The organism is Bacillus sp. SORGH_AS_0510, from assembly GCF_030818775.1.
Lineage (GTDB): Bacteria > Bacillota > Bacilli > Bacillales > Cytobacillaceae > Neobacillus.
Map to the genome: position 1 here is coordinate 3,816,105 of NZ_JAUTAU010000001.1, position 12,118 is coordinate 3,828,222.

At 38.2% G+C, this 12,118-nt stretch carries 17 protein-coding genes and 1 tRNA gene; 7 read left to right on the forward strand and 11 right to left on the reverse strand.

The window, feature by feature from the left end; genetic code table 11:
- Window position 1: 1 nt before the first annotated feature.
- Window positions 2-1,192 carry a tyrosine-type recombinase/integrase gene (locus tag QE429_RS19485; protein WP_307289399.1) on the forward strand — a complete coding sequence of 397 codons (1,191 nt, stop codon included), beginning with the start codon at window positions 2-4 and terminating at the stop codon, window positions 1,190-1,192.
- A gap of 74 nt (window positions 1,193-1,266) precedes the next feature.
- On the opposite strand, the gene QE429_RS19490 is transcribed toward QE429_RS19485, so the two are convergent.
- Window positions 1,267-1,339 (reverse strand) — tRNA-Val (locus QE429_RS19490).
- Window positions 1,340-1,501: 162 nt separating this feature from the next.
- On the opposite strand from QE429_RS19490, the gene QE429_RS19495 reads away from it, so the two are divergent.
- The 5 genes from QE429_RS19495 to QE429_RS19515 all read left to right on the forward strand — a co-directional run bounded on the left by QE429_RS19495 (window position 1,502) and on the right by QE429_RS19515 (window position 6,272).
- Entirely contained in the window at window positions 1,502-1,729 is a 228-nt protein-coding gene (locus tag QE429_RS19495; RefSeq protein WP_307289400.1) for a hypothetical protein, read from the forward strand.
- 110 nt (window positions 1,730-1,839) lie between these two features.
- Entirely contained in the window at window positions 1,840-2,562 is a 723-nt protein-coding gene (locus QE429_RS19500) for an alpha/beta hydrolase (RefSeq protein ID WP_307289402.1), read from the forward strand.
- 320 nt (window positions 2,563-2,882) lie between these two features.
- Window positions 2,883-3,395 (forward strand): YjcG family protein, encoded by a 513-nt coding sequence (locus QE429_RS19505; protein WP_307289403.1) that lies wholly within the window; start codon window positions 2,883-2,885, stop codon window positions 3,393-3,395.
- 5 nt (window positions 3,396-3,400) lie between these two features.
- The gene (locus QE429_RS19510; protein WP_307289405.1) at window positions 3,401-3,823 is read left to right on the forward strand and encodes a GNAT family N-acetyltransferase; all 423 of its coding nucleotides are present in this window, start codon (window positions 3,401-3,403) and stop codon (window positions 3,821-3,823) included.
- A 133-nt stretch (window positions 3,824-3,956) separates the two neighbouring features.
- The gene (locus QE429_RS19515) at window positions 3,957-6,272 is read left to right on the forward strand and encodes a UvrD-helicase domain-containing protein (protein ID WP_307289407.1); all 2,316 of its coding nucleotides are present in this window, start codon (window positions 3,957-3,959) and stop codon (window positions 6,270-6,272) included.
- Between the two features lie 17 nt (window positions 6,273-6,289).
- Here QE429_RS19515 and spoVIF read toward each other — a convergent pair whose 3' ends face one another.
- The 8 genes from spoVIF to QE429_RS19555 form a co-directional block, all read right to left on the reverse strand.
- Window positions 6,290-6,544, reverse strand: a complete 255-nt coding sequence (gene spoVIF / locus QE429_RS19520) for a sporulation-specific transcription regulator SpoVIF (protein WP_307289409.1) — start codon at window positions 6,542-6,544, stop codon at window positions 6,290-6,292.
- A gap of 153 nt (window positions 6,545-6,697) precedes the next feature.
- Complete coding sequence (locus tag QE429_RS19525; protein WP_307289411.1) at window positions 6,698-6,811, reverse strand: YjcZ family sporulation protein; 114 nt, start codon at window positions 6,809-6,811, stop codon at window positions 6,698-6,700.
- A gap of 106 nt (window positions 6,812-6,917) precedes the next feature.
- Window positions 6,918-7,274 (reverse strand): stage V sporulation protein AE, encoded by a 357-nt coding sequence (gene spoVAE / locus QE429_RS19530; RefSeq protein WP_307289413.1) that lies wholly within the window; start codon window positions 7,272-7,274, stop codon window positions 6,918-6,920.
- 4 nt (window positions 7,275-7,278) lie between these two features.
- Window positions 7,279-8,304, reverse strand: a complete 1,026-nt coding sequence (gene spoVAD, locus QE429_RS19535) for a stage V sporulation protein AD (protein ID WP_307289414.1) — start codon at window positions 8,302-8,304, stop codon at window positions 7,279-7,281.
- Entirely contained in the window at window positions 8,305-8,784 is a 480-nt protein-coding gene (spoVAC, locus tag QE429_RS19540; protein WP_307289415.1) for a stage V sporulation protein AC, read from the reverse strand. It abuts the gene before it with no gap.
- 16 nt (window positions 8,785-8,800) lie between these two features.
- Window positions 8,801-9,268 (reverse strand): sporulation protein, encoded by a 468-nt coding sequence (locus QE429_RS19545; RefSeq protein WP_307289416.1) that lies wholly within the window; start codon window positions 9,266-9,268, stop codon window positions 8,801-8,803.
- Between the two features lie 125 nt (window positions 9,269-9,393).
- Window positions 9,394-9,516, reverse strand: coding sequence for a hypothetical protein (locus QE429_RS19550; protein WP_307289418.1), 123 nt, complete (start codon window positions 9,514-9,516; stop codon window positions 9,394-9,396).
- 80 nt (window positions 9,517-9,596) lie between these two features.
- A complete protein-coding gene (locus QE429_RS19555; RefSeq protein WP_307289419.1) occupies window positions 9,597-9,953 on the reverse strand; it encodes a DUF1360 domain-containing protein in 357 nt (118 codons plus the stop codon).
- Between the two features lie 146 nt (window positions 9,954-10,099).
- On the opposite strand from QE429_RS19555, the gene QE429_RS19560 reads away from it, so the two are divergent.
- Window positions 10,100-10,606: a CotY/CotZ family spore coat protein gene (locus QE429_RS19560; protein WP_307289420.1), complete on the forward strand. Its 507-nt coding sequence runs from the start codon at window positions 10,100-10,102 to the stop codon at window positions 10,604-10,606.
- A 51-nt stretch (window positions 10,607-10,657) separates the two neighbouring features.
- Here QE429_RS19560 and QE429_RS19565 read toward each other — a convergent pair whose 3' ends face one another.
- A complete protein-coding gene (locus QE429_RS19565; protein ID WP_307289421.1) occupies window positions 10,658-11,155 on the reverse strand; it encodes a CotO family spore coat protein in 498 nt (165 codons plus the stop codon).
- Window positions 11,156-11,277: 122 nt separating this feature from the next.
- Window positions 11,278-12,048 carry an enoyl-ACP reductase FabI gene (fabI, locus tag QE429_RS19570; RefSeq protein ID WP_307289422.1) on the reverse strand — a complete coding sequence of 257 codons (771 nt, stop codon included), beginning with the start codon at window positions 12,046-12,048 and terminating at the stop codon, window positions 11,278-11,280.
- Window positions 12,049-12,118: the final 70 nt, after the last annotated feature.

Consider the following 12,118-nt stretch of genomic DNA (forward strand, 5'->3'; position numbering starts at 1 on the left):
AATGACTTATACTGGTTCTGTTCGAAAAGAAGGAAGCAAATGGTATTACGTTATTGAAATGGGGAAAGACAACAATGGTAAACGAAAACAAAAAAAGAAGCGTGGATTCCAAACAAAAAAGGATGCACAAGCATCCCTTACAAAAGCACTTCATGAGTTAAATTCAGGGACATATATCGAACCATCTACTCAGAAGTTGGGAGAATTTTTAGTGGATTGGCTGAATTACAAGAAGGCGATGGTGGCAGAAAGCACATACTCAACCTACTATATCAATTTAAAAACACATATACTCCCCGAACTTAACAATATGCCTTTATCCAACTTAAAACCATTGCATATTCAGCAGTTTTACTCAAAGCTGTTAAATGAGAAAAAATTACATCATAATACTGTAAGAAAAATCCACACGATGCTGGTAAATGCATTGGATCGTGCTGTAAAGTTCGATATGGTTGCTAAAAATGCTGCTAAGCTAGTGGAACCTCCAAAAGAGTCAAATGCTGAAATGAAGGTTTGGGATGTTGGAGAAGTTCGCTCCTTCTTAAAAGCAGCCAAAGACTCCCCCTTCTCTATGGTCTATCTTATAGCTATTAACACAGGAATGAGACAAGGTGAAATACTCGGTCTTACTTGGGAAAGCGTAAATTTGGAGGATAATATTCTCTCTGTAAAACAAACACTAGGTCATGACGGCAAAACGCTTAAATCTACAACAAAAACAGCTGCAGGTATGCGATCAATTGCCATGCCAACGGAGCTTGCAAAAGAACTAAGACATCATAAGCTTGAACAAAAGAAACAACGATTAAAGATGGGTACTTTTTACACTGACTTGAACTTGGTTGTTGCTTCAGAGGTTGGTACCCCCATTAACCCAAGCAACCTCAGAAGAAATTTTAACAACTTAATAAAAAAAGCCAATCTTGAAAGGATTCGTTTTCACGACCTAAGACATACCCACGCTACTCTTTTGTTAAAACAGGGGGTCCATCCAAAGATAGTGTCGGAGCGACTCGGGCACGCTGATACAAGAATGACACTGGATCGTTACAGTCACCTCCTGCCGAATATGCAGAATGAGACCGCACAAAAGTTTGGTGAACTCCTGTATGGGCGACAAGACATTGTACCTCCAATTGACCAAAATAAAATTAAGGAGCCTGAAAAGAAGTACGTGACCAATATGTGACCAGTTGACAGGTATTCGAATGACAGGGAAAGAGGATAAAATAAAAAAGCCCTTCAAATCAAGGACTTTAAGTATGACCTGTGAGGGGTTCGAACCCCCGACCTCAACCCTGTCAAGGTTGCGCTCTCCCAACTGAGCTAACAGATCGTTTATTAAGCTACATATCTAATTATAGTAATATTCTTGCAAATGTCAATAAGTAATTTAGTGTTCCCATTCACAAAAAACAAGAACGTTTGTTTGTTTTTTTATTGAATAAAGAACTAATGTTCGGTTATAATATATATTAAAGAAAGGAGCGATTTTTATATGATGGATGGGCTTTTTATTCGTTCGATAGAGGAAAACATGCCATTAGAGATGATTTATCTTGCAGACAACCAGAAAATTTCACAGCGTAAGCTAATTGTAAAGGAAATCACTGATGAATATATCCGCGGCTATTGTTTGCTTCGGAAACAGATGCGAACCTTTAAAAAAGAAAATATTTTGTCGTTAATGCCCAAATCACGATCAGAAAAGCGATATCTTCACTAATTCCACTACCGTTTAGACTACCAGCCTCCCCTTATTCCCCGTTGTTGAAAGCATTTCCATTCTAGTTATGGTAAAATTCTAATGTATCTAGAATATGGGGGTTTTATCGCATGGAATTTCCAAAAGGCTCAATCAAAGAACTTACCTTTCAAAGCAAGGAACTTGGAGAAGATATACTACTCCTTGTCTACCTGCCAGCAAATTTTTCACCGTTATATAAATACTCTCTGCTCATTGCCCAGGATGGCCGTGATTACTTTCAACTCGGAAGAATTGGTCGATTAGCAGATGAGTTTCTTTTTAATAAAGAAATTGAAAATTTAATTATTGTTGGGGTACCTTATAAAGATGTAGCTGACCGCCGCAGGAAATACCATCCAGACGGTGATCAAAACCAACAGTATATTCGTTTTCTTGCCCATGAATTAGTCCCTTTCCTCGATAAGGAATTTCCTACCTATCAAATGGGATCTACAAGAGCACTTATTGGAGATTCATTGGGTGCCACTGTCTCATTGGTGACGGCGCTTCAATACCCACACACGTTTGGCAAAGTGCTGTTACAATCTCCTTTTGTGAATCAAAAGGTATTAGAATGGGTTGAGGAACATTTAAATCCTCAATTGGTCGAGATTTATCATGTAATTGGAAATCAGGAAACTGAGGTAAAAACAACAGATGGACAAGTTAAAAACTTTTTAATTCCTAACAGAGAACTTTCAAGTATTATTTCAGTCAAAACACCTGCCTATTTTTATGAGGAGTTCCAAGGGAATCATACATGGACTTATTGGCAGCCAGACTTAAGACGCGCTCTAAAAATGTTTTTCTAGCATATTTTAGCAAAAGTTTAAGCATTTCCTATTATTTAATATAGTTTGAAAATTTGTTATAATAGTTAGAAGGCTGTTTTGAGTATTATTTACTATTAGGCTATGTTAAAGAACAGTGTTGATTTTTACAACCTATTGATTGAAGCGGAAGACACGAAGACTCCTGTGGGAGTATGGTTCAGGGGAGACCTCGCAGGCGCAAGCGCCGAGGAGGCTCGCCGAAACACCCACGAACCGCTCGTGCCTGAAGCGGAAATCAATAGGCAAGTTAACAGAGCCTTCTATTAAAATAAATTATTTTTAAACGGAGGTATATACGTATGAAATTTGGAGTTGTCATTTTCCCATCAAAAAAGCTTCAAGACTTGGTGAATTCTTATCGTAAACGTTATGATCCACATTATTCACTTATTCCTCCACATCTAACACTTAAAAATTCTTTTGAAGCTACAGAAGAGGATGCAAAAGATGTTGCAAACACGCTGCAACAAATTGCTAGAAACACCCATCCATTCTCTTTAAAAGCATCAAAGATCAGCTCTTTTCAACCTGTAAACAATGTTATTTATTTTAAGGTTGAACCTACAGAAGAACTTACACATCTTCATTCTGAAATCAATCAAACCTTTAGTGATCAGCCATTAGAGTATGCCTTCGTCCCTCATATTACAATTGGACAGAAGCTCTCTAATGACGAACATTCTGACGTCTTTGGCTCCCTAAGAATGACCAAAATTGATCACGAAGAAACCATTGACCGATTCCACCTCCTCTATCAATTAGAAAACGGTTCTTGGACCGTTTATGAAACATTTCGTCTTGGAAAGGAATAGGTAACGTGAAGCTTAAAGTAGTTGAAAATCAACAAGAACTCGACGATGCATTCTCTATTAGAAAGACTGTATTTGTAGAAGAACAGAATGTTCCGCTTGAAGAAGAAATTGACCAATTCGAAGATGAAGCTGTTCACTTTGTCTTGCATCATGATGGATCTGCCATTGGTGCCGGTCGATTCCGTGTAGTAGATGGTTATGGAAAAGTAGAACGAATTTGTGTATTAAAAGAAGCAAGAAAGACGGGTGCTGGAAAATCCATTATGAATGGGATTGAAACCCATGCTCGTGACCAAGGACTTCATAAATTGAAACTCAGTGCTCAAACACATGCCATTCCTTTTTACGAAGGTCTTGGATATAAGGTAGTCTCTGAAGAATACCTCGATGCTGGGATTCCTCATAAAACAATGGTAAAAGAAATGTAATGATTAACCCACTTCTCCCTTTTGGGGTAAGTGGGTTTTTAATTTATTGGATAAATTATCAAACACTTTCCGTCATGAACTGGTTTTGTTATGATAGAACATGTCTTATTTATTGAAATAGAGGTTTTAACAAATGAAAACAGCTATCTACCAAAATCAACGGATTGTACTTGAGCAACTGGCTAGAGATCAATACCAAAAAATATTTCTTGCAGGGAAAAATGGTGAGCTTTTTTGCCCAGTTTGTAAGGAAAAGGTATTGTTGTTTCTTGGGATTCAAGAAGCTCCACATTTCTTTCATGCTCAAGCTTCTCTAAAAGATTGCATAGAACTAGCACCTAGTGAAAGTGTAGTCAAACTGGATGATGCACCCCACTATATTGAACGAAATGGCTTTAAAATACCTCAAGGCAGAACCATAACAGATGCCCCAAAAACCATAGAACTGTTTAAGTCCGCGATGAATATTGAGTATTCTGTTCCATTTCATCCTGCCAATGGAAAACCTAAAACGGAGCGACCACCATATTTACAACAGCTTGAAAACCAGGGAGTAGTCCTAGATGATAGCCAGGCAGCAGCTGTAATGGAAACGGATGGCTCCTTACTTGTTTTAGCTGGTGCCGGCAGTGGGAAAACACGTGTGTTAACTGCTCGAACTGCCTATATGATGGAAGTGAAGCAGATTGAACCTCGTTCCATAATGCTTGTTACTTTTACAGCAAAAGCAGCGGCAGAAATGAAACAGCGTTTACTGTCTTATCCATATATTCATCGTGAGAAGGTTAACTTGCTTGTTACAGGAACCTTTCACAGCATTTTTTATCGCATCCTTATGTTTCATGATGCAGAAAATTGGTCATCACATAAGTTACTCAAAAAAGAATGGCAGCGGGACAAGATTCTAAAAGATGCCGGAAAAGAGCTTGATATTTCTGAAAAGGAATTTGCTTTCGATTTGGCTCTTCAGCAAATCGGATTTTGGAAAAACTCTCTACTTATGCCTGACCAAGTAAAGCCCACAACAGAATGGGAAGAAACTGTTGTTTTTTTATACTCACGATATGAAGAGTACAAAAAAAGACAAGGTTTATTTGATTTTGATGACATGCTGATTGGCTGTTATCAACTGCTAAAATCTACACCTGCGCTACTACAACAATATCAAAATCGTTTTCACTACTTTTTAATCGATGAGTTTCAAGACATCAATAAAGTTCAATATGAACTGATAAAACTTTTATCCGAAAAGAACAAAAACGTTTGCGCTGTTGGTGATGATGACCAGGCAATTTATTCCTTCAGAGGCAGCGACCCCAGCTATTTACTAGAGTTTGAGAAAGACTTTCCATTTGCAAAATTGGTGACTCTTGACCAAAATTATCGTTCTTCTCATGAAATTGTTTCTGCGGCGAATCAAATGATATCCGCTAATAAAATGCGACGAACAAAGAAGATGAAGGCACAGTTTTCTTCTAGTTTCCGACCACAGATCTTTTTTCCTTACGATGAAGAGGAAGAAGCAACTATGATTGTAACAGACATCCAAGAAAAGATTGCTGCGGGTGCGAACCCTTCGGACTTTGCCATTCTTTATCGAACCAATGCGAGTTCAAGAGCTGTGTTTGAACGATTAGCAAACTCAAATCTTCCATTCAAAATTGATTCGGATGCTGACTCTTTCTACGATAGATATATTGTAAGAAGTGCCTTAGCCTTTCTAAGAGTGAGTTTAAATGAAGATGATCCACAAGCCATGTCAGAAATTCTGCCCTTGCTGTTTTTAAAACAGTCTGTACTAAAGGAAATCAAGGCACAAAGCATATTAATGGATTGTAGTTTTCTTGAGTCATTGTCGCACTTGAAAACAACGCATGCCTTTCAAGAGAAAAAATTAAAAAAAGCTGTTACGCTGATTCGCGGGTTAAAACATTTATCCCCTCTTAAGGCTCTTGAACAAATTGAAAAAGATCTTGGCTTTCTTGAATTTCTCAAGAAACGTGGAAATGAATCGAGTAAGATTGAAAAAGGTTCAGACGATCTAAAAGACCTTAAAGTAGCTGCACGAAGCTTTGAAGCGATTGAGGCTTTACTGGTTCATGCTGAGCATATGTCTGCCATGAATAAAGAAATTAAAAACTTAAGTAAACATTTTACAAACGCCATCAGCCTAAGTACCATTCACCGGTCGAAAGGACTTGAATATCATACCGTCTACATTTTGGGCGCTGTTGATGGCAGTCTCCCACATGACTATGCACTAGAAACGTACAGAAATGGCGATTTTTCCGCTTTAGAAGAAGAGCGAAGATTATTTTATGTTGCTATGACTCGAGCGCATGAGCGGTTGTTTATTTCTGTCCCCCTAAACAGAAGAGGAAAAAAAGCATATCGTTCGCGGTTCTTAGTTCCTCTTCATAAAAAGAAGAAGATCGATTCCTACAAGTAGGAATTGATCTTCGCTTTTTATTTCTTATTCATCATTTTTGAAATGGTATTGAAGTCAAGTTGCTTACCATCATTAATAATTGATTTTACAATTTGATCTTCCATATCTTTATTTACCGGTTTATTGGCAATTTGAGAAACTCTTCGAATCACACTACGGACAGTATGCTCATCTTTAAAGTTAGCATTTTGCAATGAATTAGCGAGGTCGAAAATATCTTTCATATTCACGCCTGTTTTCTTCTCGATATTTTTAAAGAAACCATTATCCATGGAATTTTCACACTCCTTCATAAACTACTTTATTGTATGAAGAAGTGTTTAAATGGTGATTAAAATAGGAAAAGCTATTCCAAAAAGCAAGGGTAAGAAAGGGCCGACCACCTATTGGGCCAACCCCTTCCCTCAGTTCAAGCTCACTATTTCTTAATAGAAGCTTGCACCAACAATGATTAAAAGGATGAACAATACGACGATTAAAACAAAAGTTGAACCACCGCCGTAACCGTAGCCGTAGCCTCCTCCATATCCACACCACATAGACTGTCACCTCACTTTTGTTATCTCACTTATAACATATGAAATTAGATAAAAAAGTGTATAGGCATGACAGCCTAATCAACAAACTGGATAAAAATTTGTATTTTTACCCTTTAGGTTTAAAAATGAGTGCTCCGATAAAACCAAATATGATGGCAGCTGAAATTCCTGAGCTTGTTACCTGGAACATACCAGTTAGTACTCCAATAATACCGTGGGCTTTTGCATCCTGTAATGCCCCATGTACAAGTGAATTACCAAAGCTTGTTATTGGAATGGTTGCTCCTGCACCAGCAAAGTCAACCAACGGCTCATACAAGCCAAAACCATCTAAAACTGCCCCTATTACAACAAGCAAGCTTAATGTATGACCAGGAGTCAGTTTTGCTACATCAAAGAGCAGTTGACCAATGACACAAATGATACCCCCAACCACGAATGCCCAGAAAAACATTGCTAACACAGGATCACCCCATTTCTCCATTCATTTCGATTGATACAGCATGTGCAATACACGGAATTGATTCATTCTGCTGGAAGCTTAGAGGTGACAATAATGCACCTGTTGCCACGACTAAAATTCTTCGATACATTCCCTTTTTCATTTGGTTCAGTAAGTGCCCATATAAAACAGTAGCTGAGCAACCTGCACCGCTCCCCCCTGCTTGTGCCGGCTGATCTTCCTTATAAATCAACAACCCACAGTCCTGGAATTGTTTTCTCTCCAACTTTAAACCGCTTTTGTTTAATAATTCAAATGCCGTGTCATGTCCAATTCTTCCCAGATCCCCTGTTACGATTAAGTCATAATAGGATGGGTCCAATTGTAAGTCTCGGAAATGAGCCATAATCGTATCAGCTGCGGCTGGTGCCATTGCACCACCCATATTAAATGGGTCAGTTAAGCCCATATCAATAACCTTCCCAATAGTAGCAGATGTAGTTACCGGCTCGTTACGTTCAGGTTCATTCGGCTGCACAAGTGCTACTCCAGCACCGGTGATTGTCCATTGTGCCGTGGGTGGCTTTTGGCCACCATATTCAGTCGGGTAACGAAACTGCTTTTCTACAGCAGCATTATGGCTGGAGGCTCCCGTTAAGACGTATTTTGCTCCTTGGTAATTCACCACAAAGGAGGAGAGTGCTAACCCTTCCATGGAAGTGGAGCATGCGCCAAAAAGACCGAAATAAGGAATCTGCATGGTTCTGGCTGCAAAGCTTGTCGGTGTAATTTGATTGATTAAATCGCCAGCAAATAAAAACTGCACCTGTTCCTTTTGGATGTTTCCTTTTTTCAAGGCAACCTTTATAGCTTCCTCAAGTAATAGTCGATGTGCCTTTTCATAGGACTCTTTACCCATCCATAAGTCTTCGTATAATAGATCAAAATCATTTGCTAATTTTCCATTTGCTTCAAATGGTCCACCTGTTACACCAGTTGCGGTAATCATTGGACGGTTTGCGAAGACCCATGATTGATGCCCTTTTAACAATTACAATACCCCCCACATCACGAGTAATGTTTTAATTAATGCTACTACGAAAGCTGAAAAAACCCCAAAAAGGATGACTGATCCAGCCAGCTTAAACATATTCCCACCTACACCAAGTACAAAGCCTTCGGTCCTGTGTTCTATTGCAGCAGAAATAACTGCGTTACCAAAACCAGTTACGGGTACAGCACTGCCAGCTCCTGCAAATTGACCTAACCGATCATATACACCAAACCCCGTTAATAGCATGGAAAAAAAGACCATGGTTGCGACAGTTGGGTTCCCAACGCTCTGCTCAGTGAAATTAAAAAAGTAGATATAAAAATAACTAACAGCTTGACCCACCACACAAATAAGTCCACCCACAAAGAAAGCTTTAATACAATTCTTTAATACTGGTCTTTTAATTTCATGCTTTTGCTGTAGTTGTTGATAATTTCGTTGCTGTAGTGTCGTATTTTTTTGTTTATTACTTGGCATTCGTCTTCTCCCTTTCTTACTTTATATCTTCTGTCATTTTTACGATTTCATTTAGACGTTTTTCTGCTTCCTTCTTAGAAAGATCAGACGATTTAATATGTTCCTTTAGTCTTACCGCCTCTAAGAACACCTTATAATCACTTGAAACTGTAAAATTTTCTTTCGGATATTTTTTCTCCAACATTTTATTTACATTTTTTTCTATGGCTTTCATTCGGAAACGATGCAAATGCTTCACCTTATAAACCACTAATGTATCTTTTTTACCTTTGACTACTGCAACATCGTAAAGCTCAGGTAGAGAACTCACATCCTTTTTAACTTCATTCATATGGTCTGTATGCTTTTTATTTGTAATAATGACGGGATTAGGATTAGTTGTTTTCATTAGTGCTAATTGGCTATCCTTAGCCTGCTGATTACTACTGCAAGAGGTTAGCATAATTAGACTAATGAATAGTATCCATCGATAACTAGTGATCATTTGATTCCCTTTCCTTGTTCATTTTTTATTTACTCACAGATAGTTTTTTCGACATTGACTAAAATTATGACTAAATCACAGAGCCAAAATAAAAAAACTGCCAGTTTAAACTAGCAGTTTTTCTGTCATTTTGAAGTTTTTTTACCACAGCCGCAACCCTTTTTCTTAATCTTTTGGGATGGTTTATAAGATTGTATTGTTTGTGCCGCCTGTGTTGTTTGTGTATTTTTCTTATTATTCAAATCCATGTCATTCCTCTCCTTGCTATTTGTTAGATTCTTCTAAAATAGAATATGAATCAGGTACAAGTCTTGTCTCAGCGAATCCATTAGTTGTGAATAAATTGTTGTACAATTAACTCTAAAATTGAGGCAATACCTGCTATAGCTAATATGAGAATAATGGGTTCTGATAGGGTAGGAAAAAAATATTGTATACCTATAATGAGGGCGGCTGCCCATATTCCTGTACACCAATAACAACTAAGGAGTTCACCAAGAAATTTTTTTATCCCCTTACTCTTCGTAATATAATAGACCTCTATTTCACCCTGTTCATTTTTCTCGCTAATTTCATCATAAAAGGGAGCACGAATAAATTCAGTGATTTTATCAAACACAAGTAATCGTGTTAGCCGAAAACTTGCCAAGGAGAGCAGTAAAAAGCTTAAGAGCGTAATTTTCATAGGTGTTCACCCTTTCAACTTAATTGAGCAAGTATATCATTATCCGCCTAATTTCGATAAAACAGGCTATTGTCCGTAACTGAAATGCGCCCTCTTAAATATGTTAGTAATGTAAGATATATCAAGAAATAAGGAGGAAAAAACAAATGGGTTGTGGAAAAAACAATGACTTTCACAGTGAAAACTGTGTTTGCCAAGTAGTTCGCGCCATTAAGGACATCCAAGATAATGCAGTAGAACAAGAGTGTGCAGAATGTACCAGTTGCTTCTCAGAGCCACTAGGTACGCTGGTATCTCCAGCAAGAAGGGAGCCTGTTGATACTCGCGTATTTGTGTTAAGTACTGCAGATGGATCACCATTCCACGCATTCTTTAGCAATGAAACAAATGCATGTGTATCCATCTACTTCCGAGTTGAAGATGTTTTCGATAACTGCTGTGCGACACTTCGTGTGTTAGTACCAGGCAAGCGCGATGGCGGTACCTTCTGTCCAGTAAATTTAGTTTCTGGTGGAGACAAATGCTGCATTGACCTTACAAAAGTTTGTCAAGTTGAACGCTTCCGTGCAAGCAACGACTGTATCACAGTAGATTTAAGCTGCTTCTGTGCCATTCAATGTATCGCTGATGTTAACCTAGGTATCTGTGACTAAAAAAGTATGAATGAAATTAGCCAGTCGTCCATCGGCTGGCTTTTTTATTGGTTATCTTTTTATTCCAATCATAATAATGTCCGTTAACTCGTCAAGTGGGATATCTTTAGATGTTTGGTCATGGAATTGAATGGTAATTTGGTTATCAGCATATGCAGTAAGGTAGCCTTGATAATTCTTTTCCGTCGTAAAAAATACACATGGAACGGGTGGTAATACTTTAGGAAAGTTAATTAAATAGTCCAATCGTTCCTTAATATTCATCTCTTTGAAGGGCTTTACTCTTTTGAATGTTGCTTTGGGTTTATCCTCCTCTTCGTTTTCCACGGTTTCAGAAGCTGTTTGTACCTTGCTTTCAGGTTGTTGCTCGATTTCTTTTTTTAAAAGCGAGACCTTCTTCTTACTTTCATTCTCTAAGGGTTTGTCTTCCTCTAACTCCTCTTTTACCCCTTTACTAATATAAATTTCTTGCATGTTCGTGTTAGTTGGTGTCCTTGAAAATGGTTGATAAACGTATAGAAGCGGCCCTTGATTTTTCTTTGTTGACATGCACAGTACCTCCTCAGCGCGAAATTCTACACTTTATATGTATGCGAAAAGCCTAAACGCGTTCACGCTAAATAGGTAATTACACATAAAAAAAGCCCGCTTCAGCAGCGAGCTTCTTTTAACTATAAGATATGGAATCCAGAATCAACATGAATGTTTTCGCCTGTTATTCCTCTAGCAAGGTCACTAAATAGGAATAAGGCTGTATCTCCAACTTCTTCTGGAGTAGTCGTTCTGCGTAATGGTGCTTTTTCTTCAATCTCTTTTAAGATCGAGTTGAAATCACTGACTCCCTTTGCAGAAAGTGTACGAATTGGGCCAGCAGAAATGGAATTCACTCGAATATTGTCTTTTCCAAGGTCAGCTGCTAAGTAACGAACACTTGCATCCAATGAGGCCTTAGCAACACCCATTACGTTGTAGTTTTGAATCGCTCTTTCGCCACCAAGGTAAGTCAATGTTACGATGCTTCCACCTTCAGTCATTAGACCTCTCGCCTCTTTAGCAACAGCAGTTAACGAATATGAACTGATATTGTGGGCAAGTAAGAAGCCTTCTCTAGTTGTATTCATATATTCACCTTGAAGCTCTTCTTTATTAGCAAAAGCGATACAGTGGGCCACACCATTAATAGAACCAACTGCTTCTTTGATTTCAGCAAAACATTTTGCCACATCTTCATCTCGTGTTACGTCACAAGGAAGTACAAGTGTACCTTCTGCTTCTAATGAGTTCGCTAATTCACGAACACTGCTTTCTAATCTTTCTCCTGCATACGTAAAAATTAATCTTGCTCCGGCATTATGAAGAGAGCGGGCAATTCCCCATGCAATACTCCGTTTATTTGCAACACCCATTACTACATATGTTTTTCCAGCTAATGAAAAATTCATAACGAAAAATTCCTCCCAAAATAACTACGAGTTATTAGTACTTGGTACTAATTTTACACTAATTTGTCAC